This is a genomic window from Nonomuraea sp. 3-1Str (assembly GCF_031570565.1).
Lineage (GTDB): Bacteria > Actinomycetota > Actinomycetes > Streptosporangiales > Streptosporangiaceae > Nonomuraea.
The window spans coordinates 185379-210420 of the sequence record NZ_JALHBK010000010.1; the positions used below are offsets into that span (position 1 = coordinate 185379).

Genomic DNA, 25042 nt, shown 5'->3' on the forward strand with positions numbered 1-25042 from the left:
CGATCGTCAGCTCGGCACGGCCTCGATGAGCGAGGCGCCCGCGCCCAGCTCGACCACGTCCGCGAGCTTCAGGCCGGCCTGGTCCAGCAGCACCGCGTACTCCTGACGGCTGCGCTCGACGGCGCCGTCGAAGATGGCCAGCATCCGCATGTCGAGATCCTTGCCGAGGTGCGGGGCCTCGTCGTCGGGCAGGACCACTTCGAGGAGCAGCACGCGGCCGGTGGGGGCCATCGCCCGGCGGACGTTGCGCAGGATCCTGACCGCGTCGTCGTCGCCCCAGTTGTGCAGGACGCTGGCCAGCAGGTACACGTCGCCGCCGGCCGGCACCTCGGCGAAGAAGTCTCCCGCCACGACGTCGCACCGGTCGGCCAGGCCCTCGCCGCTCAGCCACTCCCGGGCGCTCTCGGCGACGTGTTCGAGGTCGAAGAGGACACCCCGCATCCCCGGATTGGCCTGAAGGACCGTGGCGAGGATGTGCCCCTTGCCCCCGGCGATGTCCACCATGGTGCCGGCCCGCGAGAAGTCGTACCGCTTCGCCAGGCCGTCGGTGAACGTGACGGCTCTGGCCCGCATGTAGTCGTCGAACAGCCGGCTCGTCTCCGGACGGGCGGCCAGATGCTCGTACAGGTGGCCGTACTGGGCAGCGAACGCCGACCTGCCGGTGCGGACCGTCGTCGGCAGATTGCCCATGGCGTACCAGAAACCCTCCTCACCGAGCATGCGGATGGAGGAACGGATCGAGTCCGGGGCGTCCGAGCGGAGGGCGGCTCCCCGCTCGGTCAGGTCGTGTCCGTCCGCCCCGGCCTCGCGGATCAGGCCCATGCCGGCCAGCTCACGCAGGACCCGGCGCAGCGCGTGGGAATCGGCTCCGCAACGCTCGGCCAGTTCTTCGGTCGTGACCGGACCGTGCGCCAGGTGGTCGGCCACACCCAGCTCCGCCATGGTCAGCAGAGCCGCGAAACGGGACAGGCCGGATACCGCGTCCCAGAGGAGATCGTCCGAATGGGGCATGTGTTCTTGCCTTCTATGAGTTCAGCGGAGAAGAGGTACGTGGATCTGCGGGTTGGCGGGGCTCGGCGTTCACATGGTTCGGCCGGCCTGCCGGTGCCAGACCAGCACGCGGTGCTCCATGAGCACGAACAGCGCGTTCGCGAGGTAGCCGAGAAGTCCGAGCAGGGCGATCGTCGCCCAGACGGCCGGGGTGTCGAATCCGCGCTGAGCCTGGAGCAGCTGGTAGCCGATGCCGTCGGTGCTGCCGAAGAGCTCCGAGATGACCATGAGGATCAGCGCCAGCGACAGGCTGAGGCGCAGCCCCGCGAAGATCTTGGGGGACGCGGCCGGAATGACGATCACCCGCAGGCGCTGGGCCCTCGACAGGCCGAAGACCACGCCCGTCTCGGTGTAGGTGCGGTCCACGGCGCGGGCGCCGTCGATGGAGTTGAGCAGCACCGGCCAGATCACCCCGAACACGATCGTGGCGAGGTGCATCTGCAGACCCGCGTGGAACAGCACGAGAAAGAGCGGCAGCAGCAGGGGCGGCGGGATGGCGCGACCGAATTCGAAGAGCGGGTCGAAATAGTCGGCCGCCACGCGCGAGCGCCCGAGGACCACTCCCACCGTGATGCCGATCACAGCGGCCAGCAGCCAGCCGCCGAACATGCGTTGCAGGCTGGGCACGATGTTCGCGATCGCGTCATCGGTGAGGAACAGCCGGGACGCGGGCCCGGAGAACCACATCTCCTGCATGCGCAGCACGATCGCCGAGGGCGGCGGGAAGTCGGTGTCTCCGATCATCCGCGTGACGATCTCCCACACGACGATCACCGCGGGGACGAACCAGAGCCTGGACAGTACCTTCACGACGCTCGCGCCCCCGTCCGCATCCGGTGCCAGTGGAACAGACGGCGCTCCGCGGCCAGCAGTATCGCGTTGGCGGTCAGCCCCAGGGCACCCGCCCAGAACGTCGCCGCCAGCATCAGGTCCGTTCTGTTCCCCGTTCCGGCCTGGATCACGAAGACCCCCATCCCACCGGTGCCTCCGGCCAGCAGCTCGGCGCTGATGGCCAGGATGAGCGCGATCCCCGCGGCGATCCGGACACCGGTCGCGACGAAGGGCGCGGCGCTGGGGAGGCTGACCCGGCGCAGCACCGCCAGCGGCCCGAACCCGAAGCTGCGCAGCGAGTCCTTGGCCACCGGGTCGACGTCGCGCATGCCGTACAGGGTGTTGATGAGGATCGGCCAGACGGACGCGTAGACGATGACGGAGACCTTCATCGCCATGTCCAGCGGGATCAGCAGGATCGCCAGGGGGATGATCGCGACCGAGGGGATCGGCCGCATGAACTCCAGCAGCGGCCGTACCGCTCGCTCCACGGGGGAGAGAGCGCCCAGCAGCACTCCCAGCGGGACGGCCACCACGACGGCGATCAGCAGACCGAGCGCCCAGTTCCGGAGGGTCATGACCGCCCCCGCCAGGAAGTCGGCGTCGCCGAGCAGGCGCGCCGCCTCGTACAGCACCACCGAGGGCGGGGGGAAGATCAGATCACTGCTCAGGGCGAAACGGATGACCAGCTCGCCGGCGACGAGGAACCCCGCGGCGCCGGCGAGGCCGCGGAGCAGCCGTGCTCCGATCATCCGCTGGCAGCCGTCACGATGATCGACTTGGCGGCGACCGGGCTCTCCAGGTACTTGTACTCGAGCATCAGGTCGGCCACCTTCTGCAGCCGGTTCTCGTTCAGCTCGCTCGGGTAGCTGCCCAGGGTGATGACGGACGCCGTCTGGGCGTCGATCTTCGTGTAGGTCGGCAGCACCTTCTCCACTTCCTTGCGGTCGCTGGAGGCGAGCGTCTGCGCCTTGGCGATCGCCCGCTGGAAGGCCGCCATGGTCTTCGGGTTCTTCTGCGTCCACTCGTCGGTGGCCATCCACCCGGCGATGGGGAAGTCCTCCATCTGGCCCGTCATCGTGTCGGCGAGCTTGCGGAAGCCGAGCTGGGTCTGCGTGGCGGTGATGAACGGCTCGGTCATCCAGCCGGCGTCGGCCTGCCCGCTGTTGATGGCGTTGGCCATCTCCGGGAACGGCTTCTCCGCGAACTTGGCGTCGGTCTCGCTGAGCCCGGCCACCTTCAGCTGCGTCGTCACCGCAAGCTGGGCGACGTTCTTGAGGTTGTTGACCAGGACGGTCTTGCCCTTGAGGTCCGCCACCGTCTTGATCGGCGAGTTCTTGGGGACCATGATGTTGAAGGTGTTGGGGCCGGCCTGGTACATGTCGGCGATCATCTTGAGCTTCTCGCCCTTGCTGGTCGCGAGGAAGGCCGAGACGTAGTTACCTTGGGAGATGTCCAGGGCGCCGCTCTTGATCATCGGGATGGCCGCAGCGCCACCGGTGATGACCACTGGCTCGACCGTGAGGCCCTCGTCCTTGAAATATCCCTTGGCAATGGCGATGTGCAGCGGCGCGACGTCCGGAATGGGCAGGGCCCCGACCTTGATCGTGGTCTTCTCTAACCCTTTGCCACCGGAGGCCGTGGTGGGGGCATCACTGGCCCCGCTGCAACCGGCAAGGGTAAGTGCGGCTGCTACGCCCAGGGCGACGGCGTGACAGCGCAGTATGCGTCTCATGGGGGGTTCTCCTACCAGGGGAAGCTTCTGGAGATGGGCACCTTTGGATGCCGGGCGTGAAGCGTACCGGAGAGAAGATCAGAGCTGAAGCGCTATACCCCCTATATGGTGATATCCGCTATATGTCAGATTTGAGAACAATATCCTGGCAAATCCGATATATCCCTGCCGTGTGTTCCTAGTCCGGTAGTCGGACACGCAGAGTCGCCGTTGGAACGATGGAAAGCCTGAGGCGTTGGCTCATCACTGAGGTTTGTGCTCAAATTGGGGCGAACTAGCCTGCGATCATCTCGTTGGCGTGACGATGCCGCTCATACCCAAGCAGGCCCATGGCGAGAGGTTGCCACCAGTGACGACGACAACGACCGAGCCCGGTCGTAGGGATCCCGACGTCCCGGGACCGTCCGTGGCCGATGACGTGCCGGCGGAGCTGCCGAACCCGGGCAGCGCGTTCGCCCTGCGTAACTGGCGTGTCCGCACCCGCCTCATCGCGCTGATCGCCGTCCCGACCATCGTCGCCGTGCTCTTCGGCGCCCTGCGGGTCACTGGGTCGATCAGCAGCGCCGAGCAGTACCAGCGGTACAGCGACGTGGGCGCCCTGGTGTCCCAGCTCGGGGAGCTGTCGCGCGACCTCGCGCTCGAACGGGACATGGCGGCGCGCTTCGTCGCCTCGGGCCGCAGGTCACAGGAGGGCGACCAGTTCAGGCGCCAGCAACTGGTCGTGGACGCCAGCGTGAAACGCGTCTTCCCGGTCGCCACGGTGGCCGAGCCGTCGCTGTCGGAGCTGGGCAAGAAGACGCTGACGAACACCCGCACCCGGCTCGGCCAGCTGGCCTCCCTGCGCCAGACCGTGACCAAGTCGCAGCTCCCGCCGCTTCCCACCATGGAGAAGTACTCGGAGACCATCGCCGAAATCCTGCAGCTGTTCGACGAGCTGAGCAACGGCTCGACGGACGAGCAGCTCATCGCGGCGAGCGCCGCCGTGCGCGCCGTCGCGCGCACGGAGGAGGAGGCGTCCCAGCAGCGGGGTCTGCTGACGATCGCCCTCGTCCGGGGCTCCTTCCTGGAGACCGAATTCAACGCCTTCCTCGACGCCCGCTCCCGGCGCTTCAGCGAGCGCTCCGCCTTCCGCGCCGTGGCCACGCCGGCCCAGCGCCAGTTCTACGACAACACGGTCGCCAGCCAGAAGATCGGCCGAAGCGAGCTGTACGCGAGCAGGGCGGTGCTGCTCCACAGCACCGGCGTGTCCCTGCGCCGGCTGGACCCCGCGACGGCGAGCGACGTCAACCGCTGGTTCGACTCCATGACGGAGACCATCGACCGGCTCCACGCGGTGCAGAAGTCGCTGTCGGAGCAGATCGCCACGCGCAGCGCCGACATCCAGGGCGGCGAGAAGCAGCTGGCCGGACTCAACATCGTCATCGTCGCCGTGCTGCTGCTCATGGTCCTCGCGATGACCTCCATCATGGCCCGTTCGCTCGTCCGGCCGCTCCGCCGCCTGCGCGGAGACGCGCTCAAGGTCGCCAGCCGGACGCTGCCCGAGCTCGTCCGGAACCTGCGGGACGGCGAGGTCGACGCGAAGTCGATCCGCGTGCCGCCGATCGCGGTCTCCTCCAGCGACGAGATCGGTGAAGTGGCGCGGGCGTTCGATGAGGTGCATCGTGAGGCGGTGCGGTTGGCGGGTGAGGAGTCGCGGCTGCGCAGCAATGTGAATGCGATGTTCGTGAACCTGTCGCGGCGTAGTCAGACGTTGGTGGAGCGGCAGATCACGTTGATCGATGGTCTGGAGCAGGGTGAGCAGGATGAGAGCCGGTTGGCGAACCTGTTCAAGCTGGACCATCTGGCCACTCGTATGCGGCGTAACAGTGAGAACCTGCTGGTGCTGGCGGGGCAGGATCCGCCGCGTCGCTGGAGCCAGCCGGTCAAGCTCGTCGACGTGGCCCGCGCCTCGCTGTCGGAGGTGGAGAACTACGAGCGGGTGGTCCTCCAGGTGCCGGACGGCGTCTCCGTCGCCGGTCAGGCCGTCAACGACGTCATCCACCTGCTGGCCGAGCTGGTCGAGAACGCCCTGTCGTTCTCCCCGCGCGAGACCCGCGTCACCGTCTCCGGCAGCCGCATCGACGGCGGCGGCGTCATGCTCTCCGTCACCGACTCCGGCATCGGCATGACCCAGGACGAGCTCGTCCAGGCCAACGAGCGGCTCGTGGACGCCCCCACCGTGGACGTCTCCGTCTCCCGCCGCATGGGCCTGTTCGTGGTCGCCCGCCTGGCCCACCGCCACGGCATCCGCGTCCAGCTCCGCCCGCACGGCGGCGGCGGACTGACCGCCATGGTCCTGATCCCCGAGTCGCTGCTCGGCAACCAGCCTCCGGCCTACCCCGGAGCCGGCGCCGCCGGGGGTGTCCGCGAGGAGGCGTACGCCTCGGCCGCCCCCGTCCCCACGGCCCCGCCCATGGCGCAGTGGCCCGCGGGCGGCTACCAGCCGGGACCCGGCCACCCGTCGTACTCCTCGGGCAACTACCCGTCCGGCCCCGGTGACTCCGGCGGCGCCTGGCCCTCCGTGCCCTCCATGCCGCAGTGGCCCTCCGACGTCGGCGGCTGGCCCTCCGAGCCGCGCGCCACGAGCGCCGGCGCGTCCCAGGGCGCGGGCATGGGCGCCGGCTACGACACCTCGGACGTCTGGGTCCCCGCCCGCAACACCGGTGGCTCCTGGCCGAGCGACGGAACCGGCGGCGGGCTGCCCAAGCGCCCCACCGCCGACCAGCCGCAGAGCTGGAACAGCGGCGACCACCAGCCGAGCTGGAACAGCGGGGAGCAGCAGAGCACCTGGAGCTTCGCCGACCGGGGCGAGACGAGCGTCGCCCCCCGCCCCAGGTACGACTTCCCCGAGACCGAGGCCGCGGCCACCGGCCCCATGCCGGCGGTCAAGCCCGCCTCCGCGGGCGACGAGTTCCTGCCGATCTTCGCCTCGGTCGAGTCGGCCTGGTTCGACCACGGGGAGTCCGGCGCGAGCTGGGGCTCCTCGAAGGCCGACGCCGGGTGGAGCGCCGCCGAGGCGGTGGTGGAGCCGGTGCGTGACGGGGCGACCGCGTCCGGTCTGCCCAAGCGGGTGCCCAAGGCCAACCTCGTGCCGGGCTCGGCCGACTCGGCGTCGGCGCCCAAGGCGGTGGCCCCGATGCCCGCGGTCTCCCCGGACCGGGTGCGCAGCCGGCTGTCCAGCTTCCAGCAGGGCTTCCGGGCCGCGCGTGACGACATCAGCGAAGGCAAGACCTACTCGTCCGGCACCGGGCCCGTCGACAACAGGGAGGAGGGCGCATGAACGACTTCAGTCATGGGGCACGCGGTGTCGACTGGCTGATCACGGACTTCGTCAACACCGTTCCCGGGGTGGCGCACGCGGTGGTCGTCTCGTCCGACGGTCTGCCGCTGGCCGCCTCGGCGGGTTTCCCGCCGGACCGGGCGGACCAGCTCGCGGCCATCGCGTCGGGGTTGGTGAGCCTGACGCAGGGTGCGGCGCGGGTGTTCGAGGGTGGTGTGGTCAACCAGACGATCGTGGAGATGCAGCGGGGGCTGATGCTGATCATGTCGATCAGTGACGGCTCGTGTCTGGCGGTTCTGGCGGCCCCGGACTGCGACATGGGGTTGGTGGCGTATCAGATGACGCTGATGGTGGATCGTGCCGGTCAGGTGCTTACTCCGGCGGTACGCGCGGAGTTGCGTGCGAGTCAGTCCAGGTGATGTGAGTGACAGACCCAAGATGGAACAGCGGCGGCTGGGAGCCTCCCTTCCCCCCGCATCAGCAGCAGCATCATCAGCAGCACCACTCGGACCCGGCATCCCCTGTCCGTCCCTATGCGGTGACGGGTGGGCGGACGGCGCCGCGGGTGAAGTTGGCGATGGAGGCGTTGGTGTCGTCGGCGACGGCTGAGCCGAGGGAGTTTTCGCATATTACGCCGGAGTATCAGGCGATTAGTCAGTTGTGTCGGCAGGTTCGGTCGGTGGCTGAGGTGTCGGCGTTGTTGCGTATTCCGTTGGGTGTGGTGCGGGTGCTGATCGCGGATATGGCGGCGGAGGGGTTGGTGCGGGTGCATCAGCCGCAGCTGGATGCGGGTCGGCCGGATGTCAACCTGCTGGAAAGGGTGCTCAGTGGACTTCGCAGGCTCTAGTCCTGGTGTGTCGTCTCCGGGTCTCACGTCGACGAAGATTGTCGTGGCGGGTGGGTTCGGTGTGGGTAAGACGACGTTCGTGGGTGCGGTGTCGGAGATCATGCCGTTGACGACCGAGGCGGTGATGACGGATGCGTCGGTGGGGATCGATGATCTGGGGATGACGCCGTTGAAGTCGACCACGACGGTGGCGATGGATTTCGGGCGGGTGTCGTTGGATCGGGATTTGATCCTGTATCTGTTCGGGACGCCGGGTCAGCACAGGTTCTGGTTCATGTGGGATGACCTGGTGCGGGGGGCGATCGGGGCGGTGGTGTTGGTGGACACCCGCCGGTTGGCCGACAGTTTCCCGGCGATCGACTACTTCGAGGAGGCCCAGCTCCCGTTCATCGTCGGCATCAACGGCTGGGACGGTCAGTACGGGCATGCCGATGCGGAGGTGCGGGATGCGCTGACGCTGGCGCCGCACATCCCGCTGGTGCGTCTGGACGCGCGCTCCAAGGACTCGGTCAAGAGCGCGCTGATCAACCTCGTCGAACACGCGCTCACGGTACGGATGGCCGTGCCAGGCTGGAGCGGCTGACGGAGCGGCTAGGCTGAGTTCAGACCTACATTCGCTTCGAGGACTGGCCAACCACGTGTTCGAGACGCTTTCCGACCGGCTGACATCGGTCTTCTCCTCCCTCCGATCCAAGGGTCGGCTGTCTGACGCCGACATCGACGCCACCACCCGCGAGATCCGCATCGCGCTGCTCGAGGCCGATGTCGCGCTGCCGGTGGTCAAGGCATTCGTCGCCCAGGTCAAGGAGCGCGCCCGCGGCGTCGAGGTCTCCCAGGCGCTCAACCCGGCGCAGCAGGTCGTCAAGATCGTCAATGACGAGCTGATCGAGATCCTCGGCGGCGAGACCCGCAGGCTCCGCTACGCCAAGACGCCGCCGACGGTCATCATGCTCGCCGGCCTCCAGGGCGCCGGAAAGACCACGCTGGCGGGCAAGCTCGCCCGCTGGCTGCGCGAGCAGGGCCACGTGCCCATGCTGGTCGCCGCCGACCTCCAGCGGCCCAACGCCGTCCAGCAGCTCCAGGTCATGGGCGAGCGCGCGCAGGTCGCCGTCTACGCGCCCGAGCCGGGCAACGGCGTCGGCGACCCCATCGAGGTGGCCCGCCGCTCCATCGACGAGGCCCGGCGGCAGCAGTACGACATCGTCATCATCGACACCGCCGGTCGCCTGGGCATCGACCAGGAGATGATGAAGCAGGCCGCCGACATCCGCGACGCGGTCTCGCCCGACGAGGTCCTGTTCGTGGTCGACGCCATGATCGGCCAGGACGCGGTCACCACCGCCCAGGCGTTCATGGAGGGCGTCGGCTTCGACGGAGTCGTCCTCACCAAGCTCGACGGCGACGCCCGCGGCGGCGCCGCCCTCTCGGTCCGGCACATCACCGGCCGGCCGATCATGTTCGCCTCCACCGGTGAGAAGCTCGAGGACTTCGACGCCTTCCACCCCGACCGGATGGCGTCCCGCATCCTCGACATGGGTGACATCCTCACCCTGATCGAGCAGGCGCAGAAGACGTTCGACGAGGACCAGGCCGCCAAGATGGCGGGCAAGCTCACCTCGGGCGAGAACTTCACCCTGGACGACTTCCTCGAGCAGATGATGATGGTCCAGAAGATGGGCCCCATCAAGAACCTGCTCGGCATGATGCCCGGCATGGGGCAGATGCGTGACCAGCTCAACGCCATCGACGACCGCGACCTCGACCGCATCGCCGCCATCATCCGCTCGATGACCCCGGCCGAGCGCCAGGACCCGAAGATGATCAACGGCTCGCGGCGCGCCCGCATCGCCGCCGGCTCCGGCGTCACGGTCACCGCCGTCAGCAACCTCGTCACCCGCTTCTTCGAGGCCCAGAAGATGATGAAGCGGGTAGCCGGCGGCATGGGCATCCCCGGCATGCCGGGCGGCCGGGGCAAGGCCGCCAAGGGGCAGAAGAAGGCCAAGAAGGGCCGCCGGGTCAGCGGCGACCCGCGCAAGGCCGCGCTGGGCAAGGCCCAGGCCGCCGACACCGACGGTCCGGCCGCCGCGCCCAAGCCGGGCGGCCTGCTGGGCAACCTCGGCGGCAAGCTGCCGCCGGGGATGGAGCTCCCGCCGGGCTTCGACCCCACCAAGCTCAACCTGCCCCGCCAGAAGTAGCGCCTCCGCGCCGCTCCCCGGATCGCCTCGGGGAGCGGCGCCGGCATGTGCGCGGACGGCGGGCCACCTCCGACCCGGAGCCGCGGCGCCGGGGGAGCCGCCGCGGTCCTCGCGTCCGGCGCCCGCCGCCCGTCCGCCGATGCGGCCCCGTTCTCGCGTCCGGCGTTTCGCTCCCGTCCGGGTCGCCGGGGCCACCCGAGGGGCGCCCGCGGGTTTCTCCATGCCACCGGTCGAGGGAGGCCCCTCGCAGGGCGAGCGTGGCCGGGACGTGCGCGTCGTGTCGCTGGCAGTGTCTTGGATCTGGCAGAATGACATGTTGGAACATCGTGACCAGTCGGGTGCCCTCTCACCTCCCGGCGGCCACGCCTGTCCCTGGAGCGAGCGTCCTGTCGTGCCCCACTCGACGAGGCGTCGCTCACCCGCGCTCTAAAGCAGGAGAGACCACACCCGTGGCAGTCAAGATCAAGCTCAAGCGGCTCGGCATGATCCGCAACGCTCAGTACCGTATCGTCGTCGCCGACAGCCGCACCAAGCGTGACGGCCGGGCGATCGAGGAGATCGGCCTGTACCACCCGAAGCAGAACCCCTCGCGCATCGAGATCGACGCCGAGCGGGCGGCCTACTGGCTGGGTGTCGGCGCGCAGCCGACCGAGCCGGTGCTGAAGCTGCTCAAGCTCACCGGTGACTGGCAGAAGTTCAAGGGCGAGCCCGCCCCTGCGCCGCTGAAGGTCGCCGAGCCGGCGCCCGACCGCCACGCGCTCTACGAGGCCGCGGCCAAGGAGACCCTGTCCGGTGGCGACACCGGCACGGCCGCCACCACGCCGAAGAAGGCCAAGAAGAAGGACGACGCCGAGGCCGCCGCCGAGACCCAGACCGAGGGCGAGGCCTGACGTGCTCGAGGAGGCTCTCGAGCACCTCGTGAAGGGCATCGTCGAACATCCCGACGATGTCCGGGTCCGCGCACGCCGCATCCGCAGCGGGCGCGTCCTGGAGGTCCGGGTGCACCCCGAGGACCTGGGCAAGGTCATCGGTCGCGGCGGGCGCACCGCCAAGGCGCTGCGCACCGTGGTGAACGCCCTGGCCGACGGGAAGTACGTACGGGTCGATCTGCTCGACCTGGACGAAGCAGTCCGTTAGCGTCAGGAATTCGCGCCCTCATCGGTCTCGTTCCGATGGGGGCGCTCGCGTGAGAGAAGGCAGGTACTCGTGCAGCTCGTCGTCGGCCGGATAGGCCGCCCGCACGGCATCCGTGGTGACGTGACCGTGGAGGTGCGCACCGACGATCCCGAGCTGCGCTTCGCCGTCGGCGCGGCGATCGCCACCGACCCGCCCGCCAGAGGGCCGCTCGTCATCGAGGGCCGCCGCTGGCACAAGGACGGACTGCTGATCAGCTTCGCCGGGGTGGAGGACCGCGACGCGGCCGAGGGGCTGCGCGGCACCATGCTGGTCATCGACTCGGCCGAGGTGGAGCCGTCCGACGACCCCGACGAGTTCCACGACCACGAGCTGATCGGTCTCGCCGTGGTGACGGCCGCGGGAGAGCCGGTCGGTGAGGTGACCGACGTCCTCCACCACGGCCAGGACCTGCTCGTCATCGCCCGGCCGGGCCAGGACGACGCGCTCGTCCCGTTCGTGCGCGCGCTCGTGCCCGAGGTGGACGTGCGTGGCGGGAGGCTCGTGATCGATCCCCCCGAGGGGCTGCTGTCATGACCACGGATCCGCACGACGGGCGTACGCCTCCGGGCATGCGGCTCGACATCATCTCGATCTTCCCCGAGTACTTCTCCCCGCTCGACGTCTCGCTCATCGGCAAGGCGCGCGAGCGCGGCACCCTGGACGTGCGGGTCCACCAGCTGCGCGACTGGGCGCACGACGTGCACCGGACCGTCGACGACACCCCGTACGGCGGCGGACCCGGCATGGTCATGAAGCCCGAGGTATGGGGTGAGGCCATCGACGCGGTCGTCGGCGGCGGCGCGGCCTCCCACGGGACACCGCGGATGATCGTGCCGACGCCCAGCGGCCGGCCGTTCTCCCAGGAGATCGCGCAGGAGCTCGCGGCCGAGCCGTGGCTGCTGTTCGCGTGCGGCCGCTACGAGGGCATCGACTCGCGGGTCATGCACGAGTACGGCGCCAGGATGCGCGTCGACGAGCTGAGCATCGGCGACTACGTGCTGGCCGGCGGCGAGGTGGCGGTGCTGGTCATGGTCGAGGCGGTCGGCCGGCTCCTGCCGGGCGTGCTCGGCAACGCCCACTCGGCCGTGGACGACTCCTTCGCCCCGGGCGCCATGCGCAACCTGCTCGAAGGCCCCGTCTACACCAAGCCGCCGGTGTGGCGCGGCCACGAGGTCCCGGACGTCCTCCTGTCGGGGCACCACGGGAAGGTGGCCCGGTGGCGCCGCGACCAGGCGCTGCGCCGTACCGTCGCCAACCGGCCCGAGCTGGCGGCGGCGATCGACCCCGCGACCCTCGACAAGCACGATCGCAAGCTGCTCGATGACCTGGCGTTTCGCGTCGGGCCGGAAGATATGGCACACTGAAGCGTTGCCAACCATCACGTGGTTGGTCTGCCATGCCCGGGAGAGACTCCTGGGCGTCGATCACATCAGCAAGCGTGTCCGCCGCGAGCTCAGGCCGGGTGGACCTCCGCGTGCTCGCGAGACTTTGAGGACATCTCTCATGCACACGAAGATCCAGGAGCTCGAGAAGACGACCCTGCGCAGCGACGTGCCGGACTTCCGTCCCGGTGACACGCTCGAGGTGCACGTGCGCGTCGTCGAAGGCAACCGCTCCCGTATCCAGGTCTTCAAGGGCTTCGTCCTGCGCCGCCAGGGCAGCGGCGCCCGCGAGACCTTCACGGTCCGCAAGGTCAGCTACAGCGTCGGCGTCGAGCGCACCTTCCCGGTGCACAGCCCGGTCATCGAGAAGATCGTGCTCGTGACCCGCGGCGACGTCCGCCGTGCGAAGCTCTACTACATGCGTGACCTTCGCGGCAAGGCCGCCCGCATCCGCGAGAAGCGTGACGCGACCCCCGCCAAGTAAGTCCAGCTTCAGCCGAATGGCCCGCGTTCTCCGCGGGCCATTCGGCTTTACCGGGGCGTTTCCTTATGCGGAGCGACTCGGGCCCGGGTGTAACGTCGGTCGAGGCCTGTCGAGCCGGCGCATCATCTAGGCTCGTCAGCGATGAGTAGTGAGAGCCAGGAGCACGGCGCGTCGCGCCGCCCTGTCGAGGACGAGGTGGACGTGGTCGCGGAAGAGACACAGAAGCCAGCAAAAGGCGATAAAAAGGACAAAAAAGGGTCGTTCTGGAAAGAACTGCCTGTCCTGGTCGTCGTGGCGCTGGTGCTGGCCCTGATCATCAAGACCTTCGTGATCCAGGCCTTCTACATCCCGTCCGAGTCGATGGAGAACACTCTCCTCAAGAACGACCGGGTCCTGGTCAACAAGCTCGTCTACCACACGCGCGACATCGAGCGCGGCGACGTCGTGGTCTTCTCCGGCGTCGACTCCTGGGACGGCGAGTTCGAGATGGAGGAGCCCTCCAACCCGATCGCCGCCTTCTTCCGCTGGGTCGGCACCGCCTTCGGCGTGGTGCCCGGCGAGAAGGACTACATCAAGCGGGTCATCGGCGTGGGCGGCGACCACGTCAAGTGCTGCGACGACAAGGGCCGGATCACGGTCAACGGCGTCGCGATCGACGAGGGCTCCTACCTGTACCCGGGGGTCAAGCCCTCCAACGAGCCGTTCGACATCACGGTGCCCAAGGGGCGCCTGTGGGTGATGGGCGACCACCGGTCCGTCTCGCTGGACTCGCGGTGGCACACGGGCGACCCCGGGGGCGGCTCCATCCCCGTCGGCCAGGTCATCGGACGGGCGTTCGTCATCGTCTGGCCGTTCCCCCGCGCCACCACGCTCGACATCCCCGCCACCTTCGCGCAGCCGGCCCTGCAGGCGCTGGGCGACTCGGCTCCGCTGCTCGCCGGGTTCGCGCTGGCCACACCCCTGTTCCTGATCCGCCGGCGACGGCTGCCCGGCGCCCTGCGGCTTCGTCGTCCGCGCCGCGCCGACGACGGCGCCGAGCTCCCCTGGAGACGATGATGGTCGGCATCAAGAAGTCGGAGGCCGGGCGCGACAAGCCGAAGAAGAAGGGCGGCGGCCTCCGCGAGACCGTCCTGCTGCTCATCCTCGGCGTGGGCATCGCGCTGGTGCTCCAGCAGTTCGTGATCGGGTCGTTCTACATCCCGTCCGGCTCGATGGAGAACACCCTGGAGATCAACGACCGGGTCTTCGTCAACAAGCTCGCCGGCAAGCCCGAGCGGGGCGACATCGTCGTCTTCAAGGGCTGGGACGCGGACGGCAACGAGGACACCATCAAGCGGGTCATCGGCATCGGCGGCGACAAGGTGGCCTGCTGCGATTCCAAGGGGCGCGTCACGGTCAACGGCACACCCCTGGAGGAGTCGTCCTACCTCTACCCGGGTGACAACCCCTCCGGTGAATCGTTCAAGTACACGGTGCCGCAGGGCAAGCTCTGGCTGATGGGCGACCACCGCAGCAACTCACGCGACTCGCGCGCCCATGTGGAAGAGCCCGGAGGCGGGTTCATCTCCGAGGACGCGGTCATCGGCACGGCGGTCGTCCGCTACTGGCCGCTGTCGCGCGGGCTGATCTTCACCAAGCCCGACACCTTCGGCAACGTCAAGTAGGGCCGGGGTTCCGCTCGCGGTTCGCGGCCATTGGGGCGTACGCTGCCTCTTGTCATGACAGTTGCGTTCCGCCCCCGGCCCAGCGTCATCCGGCGTGACTCCGGACTGTACGCCTACGAAAGGGCGCTCGCGCGCCGCGGCCTGACCCCGATCGCGGGAGTCGACGAGGCAGGTCGGGGAGCCTGCGCCGGACCGCTGGTCGTCGCCGCGGTCGTCCTGCGCAAACAGATCGACGGGCTGGGCGACTCCAAGCTGCTGTCGCCGGCCGTACGAGAGCGGTTGTACGAGCAGATCGTACGGTCCGCCCACGTGGGCGTCGTCGTCATCCCGCCTACCGAGATCGACGCGCGGGGGCTGCACCGGAGCAACATATCCGGAATGCGGCGCGCCGTCGCGCGGTTGACCTGTGACCCGGAGTACATCCTGACCGACGGCTTCCCGGTTCCCGGGCTGCCGGCGCCGTCGCTGGCCGTGTGGAAGGGGGACCAGGTGGCCGCCTGCGTGGCGGCCGCGTCGATCGTGGCCAAGGTGACCAGGGACCGGATGATGGTGGAGCTGGACGGCGAGTTCCCGGTGTACGGGTTCGCCGACCACAAGGGGTATGTGACGCCCGGCCACCGCAGGGCTCTGGAGACGCATGGCCCATGTCCGCACCACCGTTACTCGTTCGTCACGGTGGCCAGGGAGATGGGCGAGAATGAATGGGGGGCCGGGGTTGTCTGACCGGGCACACCGGGGGACCGGTACGACAGGAGGACCGCGATGAGCGCAGAAGATCTCGAAAAGTACGAAACCGAGATGGAGCTGCAGCTTTACCGCGAATACCGCGATGTCGTCGGGCTGTTCACCTACGTCGTGGAAACGGAGCGGCGCTTCTACCTGACCAACTCGGTCGACCTCGACGTCCGCACCGCGGAGAACGGGGATGTCTTCTTCGACGTGAAGATGCAGGACGCGTGGGTGTGGGACATGTACCGGCCGGCGCGGTTCGTGAAGAACGTCCGCGTCGTCACGTTCAAGGACGTCAACGTGGAGGAACTCGCCAAGGCCGACCTGGAAATGCCCAAGGAGGGCTTCTCCTCCGGCTGACCTGCACCGGGCCCTGCGCCCGCACCTGCCGCTGCCTCGACGGCGGTGCGGGTGCGACCGCCGGGTGATCACACGGGGCGTCCCTGGATTGGGGCGCCCCTTTCGTACATGTGGCGCCCCTTTCGTCTATGTATTGCGCAGTTCGCTCCGATGGGCCGCTCGCTCCCATGGGCGCTCGCCCCCACGGGCCGCTCGCCCCCACGCTCGCCCGCCCCGGTGGCCTGCTCGCCTCACGGGCCGCTCGCTTCCACGCCGACCGACACCGGCCGCTCATTCACGTGCTCACTCGCGACCGGAGGCTCATTCAGGGGGATTCCCCCAGGCTCCTTCAGGGGGATTCCCCCAGCTCCGCCGCTCGCCAGCGTCCGCCACCTCCGGCCCCTTGTCCACAGCCGTTATCCCCCGCCTGCCCCCTATCCCCAGAACCCCGTTCGGCCCCACCCCGCCACCTCCCATCCGCGAAAGTCGGTGCCCGGAGGTGCTGCCACATGGCCACGAAGAACGAGCTCGGAAGACACGGCGAGCAACTCGCCGCCGACTACCTCACATCCGAGGGACTCACCATCATCGACCGCAACTGGCGATGCCGTCACGGCGAGATCGACATCATCGCCGAAGACGGCCCCACCCTGGTCGTGGTCGAGGTCAAGACCCGATCGGGCCGCTCCCACGGCACCGCCCTGGAGTCCGTACGACCGGCCAAGCTGAGCCGGCTCAGAATGCTCGCGGCCCAATGGCTGACGGGCCAGCCGCGCAGATTCGAGACCGTGCGGGTCGATGTGATCGCGCTGGAGCGCTTCGCGGGCGACTACTCCCTTCTCCATGTCCGGGGGGCGGTCTAGATGGCCGTGGCACGTACCCGTAGCGTGGCGCTGGTCGGTGTGTCCGGCCGCAGCGTCGAGGTGGAGGCAGACGTCGGCAACGGTCTGGCCGGCATCCACCTCATCGGCTTGCCCGACACGGCGCTGTTCGAGGCCCGGGAGCGGGTCCGTTCGGCCATGGTCAACAGCCGTTACCCCTGGCCCGACGCTCGCATCACGGTGAGCCTGTTCCCGGCCAGCCTTCCGAAACGAGGCAGCCAGTTCGACCTCGCCATCGCCGTCGCCATCCTCGGCGCCGCGGGTGTGATACCGGCCGAGCGCATCGCCGAGCCGTTCTTCCTGGGGGAGCTCGGCCTCGATGGGCGGCTCAGGCCCGTACGCGGCGTGCTGCCGTCCGTTCTGGGCGCCGCCAAGCACGGCGAGGTCACTGTCGTGATCCCCTCGGCCAACGCTGCGGAGGCCGCCCTGGTCCCCGACGTGAAGATCATGCCTGTGTCCGACCTGCGACAGCTCGTGGAGTGGCTGCGCAAGGGAGACCCGCCACCGGAGCCCCTCCCGTTCGATCTCACGGACCCGGTACGGCCCACGGTCTCCCCGGCCGTCGACCTGTCGGACGTCGTCGGCCAGCCTGTCGCGCGCCGGGCCCTGGAGGTCTGTGCGGCCGGTGGGCACAATCTCTGGATGCTCGGTCCGCCCGGCACCGGCAAGACGCTGCTGGCTGAGCGCCTGCCCACCCTTCTGCCGGATCTGGAGCTCGACCACGCGCTGGAGGTGACGGCCATCCACTCCGTGGCCGGAGTCCTGCCGTCCAACAGCCCCATGGTCAACAGACCGCCGCTCGTGAGCCCGCACCACACGGCCACCTCCGCCGCCATCGTGGGCGGAGGCAGCACCATCGTGCGACCGGGCGCCGTCTCCCTGGCCCATCGGGGAGTGCTGTTCATGGACGAGGCTCCGGAGTTCCCGCGCCATGTGCTCGATGCACTCCGCCAGCCCCTGGAGTCGGGTCAAGTGACGGTGTCGCGGTCCGCCGGGTCGGTGACGTTCCCCGCGAGGTTCATCCTGGTCCTGGCCGCCAACCCCTGCCCATGCGCCCAACCGCAGGACAAAGCCGGCAGCTGCACCTGCACCCCCACGATCAAGCGCCGCTACCTCGGCCGGCTCTCGGGCCCCCTCATCGACCGCATCGACATGAAGGTCACCGTGGCTCGTTCGTCCCGGCGCGAGTTGATGGCAGACCGTCAGTTCGTCGAGTCGAGCGCGACCGTGGCGGCCCGCGTCCTCGGCGCCCGGCAACGGGCGGCCGAACGCCTGTCCGGCACTCCATGGCGGACGAACGCCGAGATCCCGTCCGCCGCCCTGCACGCCGACTATCGGCCCAATGACGAGGCGATGAAGCAGGTCGCGTCCTGCCTCGACTCAGGCGCACTCAGCGCCCGCGGCCTCGACCGCGTCGTCAGAGTCGCCTGGACCCTCGCCGACCTCGCCGGCAAACCCCAACCAGGCCCCGACGAAACCGGCACCGCCCTGGCCCTGTGGATGGGGTTGAACTCATGACACCAGCGTCCCCTCCTCATGCTGAGACCGGCGACATCCACACCATGGGCATGGGAACGGCAGAGGACCACCACCGGCTCCCCCTAGAACATTCGACCCATTTCCTCATCCCATCGGCGCAGGCGATTCCCTGTCCCACCAGCGCAGGCAAGGTCACACCACGATCATGAACAGTGCCGAACTCGAGGCGAGGGCCGCACTCATGCGTGTCGCCGACGCCGGAGACACGATGATGGGCCGCCTTGTGGCCCACTCCGGCACACCAGCGGCCGTCCGTGCCATCCGCGAGCGGACGATACCTCCGGAGTTTGCGGCGCAGGAGGCACAGCATCAGCCCCCGGCCAAACTCGATCAACGGCTGAGCACCTGGCATGCCCGCCTGGCCGCGGCGGATGCGGCGGGGGCGCCGGAGGCCGACCTGGTGGCGGGTGAGCGGCTCGGAGCGCGGCTGATCGTGCCCGGGAGCCCGGAATGGCCCACCCAACTTGACCAGCTCGGCGCCGCCAGGCCACTGGGTCTGTGGCTGCACGGCACGGTGGATCTGCGGTTCTCCTGCCTGCGCTCCGTGGCGATCGTCGGCGCCCGGGCGGCGACGCCGTACGGGGTGCACGTGGCAGCCGAGTTCGGACTCGGACTGGGAGAGGACGGCTGGACCGTGGTCTCCGGAGGCGCCTACGGCGTGGACGGCGCGGCCCACCGGGGGCGCTCGCCTCGGACACCCCGACGGTCGTCGTCCTGGCCTGCGGTGTCGACATCTCGTACCCCCGCGGTCACCACGAGCTGTTCGCGGCCGTCCGTGACCAAGGGGTGATCGTCAGCGAGTGCCCGCCCGGCGTACACCCCACGCGTGCCCGCTTCCTGATCCGCAACCGGCTGATCGCCGCGCTTTCACGCGGCACCGTGGTCGTGGAGGCGGCGCTCCGAAGCGGCGCCCTCAACACGGCCACCCATGCCCTCGGGCTGAACCGCCACCTCGCCGCCGTGCCCGGCCCGGTCACGTCCACGCTGTCCGCCGGATGCCACCATCTCCTGCGCGAACGTAAGGCGACCTGCGTCACGACGCCCGAGGAAGTGATCGAGCTGGTGGGCACGATCGGAGGCGACCTCGCTCCCTGCGCGCGCGGCCCAGCCGTTCCGAGAGACGCCTTGAGCGAGGTCACCCGAAAGGTCTTGGACGCCGTCCCGTCCAGGGGCGGCACCGGCCCGGCCGGCATCGCCCTGTCAGCGGGCGTTTCGCTGGACGCGACCCTCAGCGCCCTCGGCGGCTTGGCCGCAGCAGGCTACATCGAACGCGTGGAGAAGGGCTGGCGCCTCCGCCGAGCCTCCGCCTCGTACCGCAAAGCGGACACCACCCTCCCCGACCCGGCCGATTCCACAGGCGCAGACACTTTCATCGAGCCACCGTCGAGCGTCGTTCCGGCGTCGAGCGTTGTACCGGCGTCGAGTGTCGTACCGATGTCGAGCGTTGTACCGATGTCGAGCGTCGCACCGGCATCGGGCGTCGAGCCACCCACGAGCGTCGAACTGGCCGCGCGTGTTGATTTGCCCCCGAATGTCGAATCCACCCCAAGGGGCGCGCCTCCGCGCGAAAGTGGGGTTGCTCGGGAAGGTTGAGCCGTTCCCGAGGGTTGAGCGACTCGTGTGAGGCGAGCCTGCCCGCAGGTTGAGCACTGACGCGTAGGAGCCCTGGCGCAGTGTTCAGATTGCGGACGCCATCGTGGAGGTGCGGGTGTCCACTTCCGGCCCCTGTATCTGTTGCGGCTGTTTGGCTAGCTCGTTGCTGCGCCAGCCACGTGCGGCCCCGCGCAGGCTTTCGGCCTCGGCCGACATCAACGCACCCATGGCTTCACCCTGGATCGCAACAAGTGGGGGTCCCCGGTCTCGTTCTGCCTGGGCGGCCATCGCTCAGGCGTCACACTGGTGTCCGCGGCCATCGCCGTCTCCTTCGATCTTCACTTTGCCCTTCGGAGGATCACGCGATGGCCGTCTTCATTTCACAACGCCACGGCTGCCACCAGGCCAAATTCGTAGGCCACTCCCGCTGACACAACTCCGAGCCATCCGCCAGGATGCAGGTCCCCAAGTCAGGCTGAGCCGGGGATTCAGGCTCGTAGGGTGGGGCTCGGTGAGGGTTGGGGCCGGCCGGGATCGAGCCATCCATCACGACCGGTTCCTCGCCAGGGTTGGTCTCCCGCCAGGATCGGGTCCTCGCCCGTGTTGGTCTCCCGCCAGGATCGGGTCCTCTCCCGTGTTGGTCCCCCGCCAGGATCGGGTCCTCTCCCGTGTTGGCCGCCCGCCAGGATCGGCCCGCCAGGATCGGCCCACCAGGATTGAGCCACCCTGGGGGCGACGAGTCGAGCGCTGTCTCAGCTGGGTCGCCGGGTCGGTGAGTATTGGCCCGGATCGGGCACGAGGCGCGATGATGGGTGCCATAGCTGCCGATGCGTCCGATGCTGACCATGGGGATGAAGTGAGTCAGGAAGCGAACCTCGACGAAGTCGTCGCCGAATTCGACAGGTACCTGCGCTTCGAACGAGACCTTTCACCGCACACGGTCAGGGCCTACTTGTCGGATGTCGCTTCCTTGATGGCGCACCTCGACGGCCGGCTCGACTGTCTGGACATCGCCACGCTGCGGGAATGGCTGGCCGGCCAGCACGCCGAGGGAAAGGCGCGGGCGACTCTCGCGCGGCGTACCGCGTGCGCCCGTACGTTCACCGCTTACTGTCACCGCCGAGGCTGGCTGCCGGATGACCCGGGTCTGCTGCTCGGCAGTGCCAAGGCGCCTCGTACCCTCCCCGCGGTGCTCGACCAGAGCCAAGCGCGGACCGCTCTGGACCTGCCGACGACCGACGACCCCAAAGAACTCCGGGACCAGGCGATCCTGGAGCTGCTGTACGCGACGGGTGTACGGGTGAGCGAACTGTGCGCGCTGGACGTGGACGACGTGGACCGCGATCGCAATGTCATCCGGGTGCTCGGCAAAGGTCGCAAGGAGCGGTCGGTACCCTTCGGCGGCCCCGCCCTGCGGGCCCTGGATCGCTGGTGCGTACACGGTCGGCCGTTGTGGATCCGCACCCACTCGGGGGCGGCGCTCTTCCTGGGAATCCGAGGCGGCCGCATCGACCCCGGCACAGTCCGCAGAGCCGTACACGGACGGCTGAGAATGTTGGAGGGCACGCCCGACCTGAGCCCCCACGGCCTTCGACACAGTGCAGCCACCCACCTGCTGGAAGGAGGCGCCGACCTCCGCAGTGTCCAGGAACTGCTCGGCCACGCGTCACTCAACACCACGCAGATCTACACCCATGTCTCCATCGACCGCTTGCGCGCCGCCTACCGTCAGGCCCACCCACGCGCCTAATGCGGGGCGAGCGTCATCGCGGGCAGGAAGAATGCCCGAGCATGACGATCATGTGGCGTATGGCGGCGATGGTTGCCTTCCTGGGCGTGCTGGCGGCATGTTCGGGTGAGACGCCCGGGGCCGTTCTGTCCCCCACTCCTCCCATCTCTCCGGCGGCCACCGCTTCTGCCGCGCCCATCACATCGCCAACACTGGGTAACCCGATCGAGCAGTCCAGGCGGTGGAAGGACATCAAGGTCCCAACGCTCACGCGGGGCTCGGGGATGATCGAGGTGAAGGCGCTTGGATCGCGTGACGCGTGGGCCATCGGGTTCGAAGACAGCGCGGACGACGAGTTGGGCTGGGGCGTCCTCATGCGGTGGGACGGCTCGACCTGGGCCCGCATTCCGTTGCCGTGGCACAAGTTGGAATTCCTCAGCGCGCTCGACGTGGACGGCCAGGATGACGTATGGATTTCCGCTGGTTCCAAGCTCGCCCGACGAAGCGGCGGCCGCTGGACGACCTTCGAGCCGTTCGGAATCGCCGAGAACTTTTTCTTCAGGGACATCGCCGTAGACAAAGGCCGTGCGGTGCTGCTCGGTGACGGCCCCGAACTCCCCTTCGTCGTCCACTGGGACGGCAGGAAGTTCTCGATGGACTCGGTTGGTGACGGCACCAGGATGAACGCGGTCTCGTTCAAGAGCGGTCACGAGTGGATCGTCGGCGCCACAGACCACTTGAAATGCGAGGGGGTCACACCGGAGATCTGGCACACGGGTCCGGCGCACACGAACTGGAACATGAACGACGGGAACATCCCCCACATACGCGGCGGGGTACTGAAGAGCGTCTGGCAGACCGACCCCGAGGACGTGTGGGCCGTCGGAGAGATCTCCCCAAGCGAAGAAGAGCGGGACCGCCAGTCGGGCGAATGTATTGAGAAGACCAGAAGTAATGTCCTTGCTGTTCCGCTCGTCATGCACTGGGACGGCGTCGCCTGGAAGCGCGTGAAACTGCCCGCCTGGAACGTCTCCCTGACCAGCGTCACAGCCGGGGGCAAGAACAATATGTGGGCAAGCGGCATCGGCCCGGCCGATGAGATCGTCTTCCTTCACTACGACGGCGAGAAGTGGACGCGCGAGGACCGCCGCGGCGCTGCTGAAAGCAACGTCAACACCACCACGATCCCGGGAACATCTGACCTGTGGTCGGTGGGCACCATCAACGGAAAGACAGACAATGCGCAGGCGTTCTTCCTCAGGCGGCGTTAGCCCGGCCGATCGCTGGAAGGCCGCACGGGGCTACCCGGTGAGAAGGCGGCCTTGATCGAACGGGCGCGTCCGCCTCGACTTTCGATCTGGGCTCCCGCGCGCGGTTAGCCTGCGTCCAGCAAGGCCAGTCTCATGACGGCCGCGGCTTTTGGGCTTACCTTGGCTCGCCGACGCCGTGCTCCGCGTCCTGCCCGAAGCAGGCACCCACCGCCACACTGTCGAGGTGGCCTACTGATCAGCGTGGGCGGCTGAGGGCGGCCTCGGCCAGATCCGTCCATTTCTCCGGCCGAGGAGTGGGGCGCGACCACACAGTCCTTCACCGTCCTGCCCTGTCCCGAGGGGTCGAACAGGGACGCCCCGGCCAGCTGGAGCGCGGCTGTGTGTTCGGGGGTGTCCCTGACCAGCCGGAACACCATCGCGCCGTCGCGCTGCAGGCTCGCGAACGCCTTCCCCGCCTGATCTTTGAGCGCGGGACTCCCCATCATCCTGGAGATCCGTACACCCAGGTCGGCCAGCTCCGCGCCGACCTGCTTGCGTCGATCGCTTCACCGCCTCTCCGCCTCACCGCTCGCGGTGGGTGGGGGTGGGTTTCGGGCAGGTGGCGTCGGTGGTGTTGTGGCGGAGGCAGCGTTGCGGCAGGCGGTGGAAACGGGTACGGGAGGCCGCCGGCAGCCGCCCGAGGGTTGCGTCCACGGGGTGTGCGGCGTGCGGAGCCATGTTGGGGACAGCGCATGGGAGGGGAGTCGAGGGCCGGCCATGGCCATTCCGCTGGCATGGGGGTCGCTCGCAGCGTTGCTGGTGAGCGGGATGTTGCCTCACCTTCGTGCGGTGCTGTTCGTTCGCGCGCGTTGAGGCTTTCGGTGAGTGCCTCGTGCCGGTCTCTGCCGTGGCTTCCTTTGGCGGCTTGGTTTGCGATGACGCAGCAGTACGACCAGGAGGATGCAGGCGAGGAACATGGCCGTGCCCAGGGCGGCCGCGGCGGGGGCTGCGGCGGGACCGTGCGGGAACCGTAGAGACCACACGGTGGAGGCCGAACTCGGCGTTTGAGGTGTGTTGTGTGGTGATGTGCACGGCAACGGGTTGTCCAGTGCGGTGAAGAGCAGGCGGGGATGCTCGGGAACGAACGGGGACGCGCCGGCCCCGGCGCTACGGACTCGCCCACCGTCGGCGACCTCAGCGCTGACCGAGTTCTCCGCGCTCTCTGAGTCCTCCGCGCTATCCCGGACCTCGTCGGCGCTCCGGATGACTTCAGCGGCGGTCTCAGCGACGACGGTGCCGGTGTCAGTCTCTGCGTCGGTGGCGGTGGAGGCGACTGGATCAGTGACGGCATGGGTGGCGGTGTGCGCCTCGGTGGGGGTGTCGGTGTGCTTGTGGTTCTTGGTGGTTGTTGTGCGTCTCTGCTCCCGATGCGCCAGGGTGATGAGGGTCTGAGAGGCGGCGGCAGCGCGGGTTCTCGTTGGGGAACTGCTTCCCCGGTTGGCCCTCGGTGTGGTGGTGAGGGCTTGCAGGGCGGCCGGGCCGCTTGGTTCGGTGTGAGTGGTGTCGTGCGGCCAGGTCGGCCCCATGGTGGTGGTGCGCGGCGGCGTCGCACGGGGCAATCCGTCGTGCGTGTCTTCTCCTCCCATGTCGAGAGTCTCCGGGCGTGCTCCGGAGGGAGCGTCGGGCGGGAACCGTACGTTCACCCCCGGTGCTGCGGGATCCCAGAACGGGAGCAGTCGAACGCGGGCCTGTCCCAGGACCAGGAGGGGGTCCAGGTAGTGGGGCGGCCGGAGGAGGCCCCAGTGCAGGCAGGATTCTGCGCAATGGCTTTCCGCCGAAGCCTCCAATACGCCGAGCGGATCCCCTGCGGAGACGTGTTCGCCGCGCCGTACCGAGGGAGTGACGGGGAGGTAGGTCGTGCGCAGGCCGCCGGGATGCTCGACGGACACGACGCCTCGGCCTGCGAGACGGCCGGCGTAACGGACGGTGCCGGCGCCGGCGGCCAGGACCGGGGCCGCGGGTGGAGCGGCGAGGTCGATGCCGCGGTGGCCGGCCAGCCAGCGTTCGAGGGGCGGGGCGAAGTGGCGCACGATCCGCGGGCGACCGTCCAGGGGCCAGCGCCAGACGGCAGGAGCGGCTGCCGCGGGCGACGCCGGGAGGAGCGGGACGAAGACGAGGACGATGAGCAGCACCAGGGTCATGGCCATCCGGCCGGAGGTCATGGTCCTGCCGGATATCCGGAACGGGCGGGTCGGTATGCCGCGGTTCCGGGTCTGCGCAGGAGCGAAGTGAGCATGGG

At 68.9% G+C, this 25042-nt stretch carries 24 protein-coding genes and 1 pseudogene; 19 read left to right on the forward strand and 6 right to left on the reverse strand.

What is annotated here, in order from left to right:
* Nucleotides 1-6: 6 nt before the first annotated feature.
* From MTP10_RS18465 to MTP10_RS18480, 4 genes are all read right to left on the reverse strand, one after another.
* Entirely contained in the window at nucleotides 7-1011 is a 1005-nt protein-coding gene (locus MTP10_RS18465) for a methyltransferase (RefSeq protein ID WP_310710708.1), read from the reverse strand.
* Nucleotides 1012-1080: 69 nt separating this feature from the next.
* Nucleotides 1081-1860 (reverse strand): ABC transporter permease subunit, encoded by a 780-nt coding sequence (locus tag MTP10_RS18470; RefSeq protein ID WP_310710709.1) that lies wholly within the window; start codon nucleotides 1858-1860, stop codon nucleotides 1081-1083.
* Nucleotides 1857-2633: an ABC transporter permease gene (locus MTP10_RS18475; RefSeq protein ID WP_310710710.1), complete on the reverse strand. Its 777-nt coding sequence runs from the start codon at nucleotides 2631-2633 to the stop codon at nucleotides 1857-1859. The genes MTP10_RS18470 and MTP10_RS18475 overlap by 4 nt, the downstream gene beginning before the upstream one ends.
* Nucleotides 2630-3616 (reverse strand): ABC transporter substrate-binding protein, encoded by a 987-nt coding sequence (locus MTP10_RS18480; RefSeq protein ID WP_310710711.1) that lies wholly within the window; start codon nucleotides 3614-3616, stop codon nucleotides 2630-2632. Before MTP10_RS18480 ends, MTP10_RS18475 begins: the two co-directional genes overlap by 4 nt.
* 406 nt (nucleotides 3617-4022) lie before the next feature.
* Here MTP10_RS18480 and MTP10_RS18485 point away from each other — a divergent pair, with 406 nt between their 5' ends.
* The 17 genes and pseudogenes from MTP10_RS18485 to dprA all read left to right on the forward strand — a co-directional run bounded on the left by MTP10_RS18485 (nucleotide 4023) and on the right by dprA (nucleotide 19764).
* Entirely contained in the window at nucleotides 4023-6935 is a 2913-nt protein-coding gene (locus MTP10_RS18485; protein WP_310710712.1) for a nitrate- and nitrite sensing domain-containing protein, read from the forward strand.
* Entirely contained in the window at nucleotides 6932-7354 is a 423-nt protein-coding gene (locus MTP10_RS18490; protein ID WP_175595890.1) for a roadblock/LC7 domain-containing protein, read from the forward strand. The genes MTP10_RS18485 and MTP10_RS18490 overlap by 4 nt, the downstream gene beginning before the upstream one ends.
* A gap of 119 nt (nucleotides 7355-7473) precedes the next feature.
* On the forward strand, nucleotides 7474-7782 hold the full coding sequence (locus MTP10_RS18495) for a DUF742 domain-containing protein (RefSeq protein WP_310710787.1): 309 nt from the start codon (nucleotides 7474-7476) through the stop codon (nucleotides 7780-7782).
* Entirely contained in the window at nucleotides 7763-8365 is a 603-nt protein-coding gene (locus MTP10_RS18500) for an ATP/GTP-binding protein (protein WP_310710713.1), read from the forward strand. Before MTP10_RS18495 ends, MTP10_RS18500 begins: the two co-directional genes overlap by 20 nt.
* Nucleotides 8366-8420: 55 nt before the next feature.
* A complete protein-coding gene (gene ffh, locus MTP10_RS18505) occupies nucleotides 8421-9977 on the forward strand; it encodes a signal recognition particle protein (RefSeq protein WP_310710714.1) in 1557 nt (518 codons plus the stop codon).
* A gap of 449 nt (nucleotides 9978-10426) precedes the next feature.
* Nucleotides 10427-10867 carry a 30S ribosomal protein S16 gene (gene rpsP, locus MTP10_RS18510; protein ID WP_310710715.1) on the forward strand — a complete coding sequence of 147 codons (441 nt, stop codon included), beginning with the start codon at nucleotides 10427-10429 and terminating at the stop codon, nucleotides 10865-10867.
* A gap of 1 nt (nucleotide 10868) precedes the next feature.
* Nucleotides 10869-11114, forward strand: coding sequence for an RNA-binding protein (locus tag MTP10_RS18515; protein WP_020546537.1), 246 nt, complete (start codon nucleotides 10869-10871; stop codon nucleotides 11112-11114).
* Nucleotides 11115-11183: 69 nt separating this feature from the next.
* A complete protein-coding gene (rimM, locus tag MTP10_RS18520) occupies nucleotides 11184-11687 on the forward strand; it encodes a ribosome maturation factor RimM (RefSeq protein WP_310710716.1) in 504 nt (167 codons plus the stop codon).
* 35 nt (nucleotides 11688-11722) lie between these two features.
* The gene (gene trmD / locus MTP10_RS18525) at nucleotides 11723-12517 is read left to right on the forward strand and encodes a tRNA (guanosine(37)-N1)-methyltransferase TrmD (RefSeq protein ID WP_310710788.1); all 795 of its coding nucleotides are present in this window, start codon (nucleotides 11723-11725) and stop codon (nucleotides 12515-12517) included.
* Nucleotides 12518-12656: 139 nt separating this feature from the next.
* Nucleotides 12657-13019, forward strand: a complete 363-nt coding sequence (gene rplS / locus MTP10_RS18530; protein ID WP_310710717.1) for a 50S ribosomal protein L19 — start codon at nucleotides 12657-12659, stop codon at nucleotides 13017-13019.
* A gap of 141 nt (nucleotides 13020-13160) precedes the next feature.
* Nucleotides 13161-14075 (forward strand): signal peptidase I, encoded by a 915-nt coding sequence (gene lepB / locus MTP10_RS18535; protein WP_310710718.1) that lies wholly within the window; start codon nucleotides 13161-13163, stop codon nucleotides 14073-14075.
* A complete protein-coding gene (lepB, locus tag MTP10_RS18540; RefSeq protein WP_310710719.1) occupies nucleotides 14072-14683 on the forward strand; it encodes a signal peptidase I in 612 nt (203 codons plus the stop codon). Before lepB (MTP10_RS18535) ends, lepB (MTP10_RS18540) begins: the two co-directional genes overlap by 4 nt.
* Before the next feature lie 54 nt (nucleotides 14684-14737).
* Nucleotides 14738-15406 (forward strand): ribonuclease HII, encoded by a 669-nt coding sequence (locus MTP10_RS18545; RefSeq protein ID WP_310710720.1) that lies wholly within the window; start codon nucleotides 14738-14740, stop codon nucleotides 15404-15406.
* A gap of 39 nt (nucleotides 15407-15445) precedes the next feature.
* Nucleotides 15446-15772: a DUF2469 domain-containing protein gene (locus tag MTP10_RS18550; RefSeq protein WP_310710721.1), complete on the forward strand. Its 327-nt coding sequence runs from the start codon at nucleotides 15446-15448 to the stop codon at nucleotides 15770-15772.
* Nucleotides 15773-16260: 488 nt separating this feature from the next.
* Nucleotides 16261-16614, forward strand: a complete 354-nt coding sequence (locus MTP10_RS18555; protein ID WP_310710722.1) for a YraN family protein — start codon at nucleotides 16261-16263, stop codon at nucleotides 16612-16614.
* Nucleotides 16615-18150, forward strand: coding sequence for a YifB family Mg chelatase-like AAA ATPase (locus MTP10_RS18560; protein WP_310710723.1), 1536 nt, complete (start codon nucleotides 16615-16617; stop codon nucleotides 18148-18150).
* Nucleotides 18151-18382: 232 nt separating this feature from the next.
* Nucleotides 18383-19764: pseudogene (gene dprA, locus MTP10_RS18565) on the forward strand (DNA-processing protein DprA).
* An 84-nt stretch (nucleotides 19765-19848) separates the two neighbouring features.
* Here the strand turns inward: dprA and MTP10_RS18570 are convergent.
* Nucleotides 19849-19992 carry a hypothetical protein gene (locus MTP10_RS18570; protein WP_310710724.1) on the reverse strand — a complete coding sequence of 48 codons (144 nt, stop codon included), beginning with the start codon at nucleotides 19990-19992 and terminating at the stop codon, nucleotides 19849-19851.
* A 580-nt stretch (nucleotides 19993-20572) separates the two neighbouring features.
* On the opposite strand from MTP10_RS18570, the gene MTP10_RS18575 reads away from it, so the two are divergent.
* Complete coding sequence (locus tag MTP10_RS18575) at nucleotides 20573-21514, forward strand: tyrosine recombinase XerC (protein ID WP_397207694.1); 942 nt, start codon at nucleotides 20573-20575, stop codon at nucleotides 21512-21514.
* A 41-nt stretch (nucleotides 21515-21555) separates the two neighbouring features.
* Nucleotides 21556-22764, forward strand: a complete 1209-nt coding sequence (locus tag MTP10_RS18580) for a hypothetical protein (protein ID WP_310710726.1) — start codon at nucleotides 21556-21558, stop codon at nucleotides 22762-22764.
* Between the two features lie 815 nt (nucleotides 22765-23579).
* On the opposite strand, the gene MTP10_RS18585 is transcribed toward MTP10_RS18580, so the two are convergent.
* Nucleotides 23580-24944, reverse strand: a complete 1365-nt coding sequence (locus tag MTP10_RS18585) for a peptidoglycan DD-metalloendopeptidase family protein (RefSeq protein ID WP_310710727.1) — start codon at nucleotides 24942-24944, stop codon at nucleotides 23580-23582.
* Nucleotides 24945-25042: the final 98 nt, after the last annotated feature.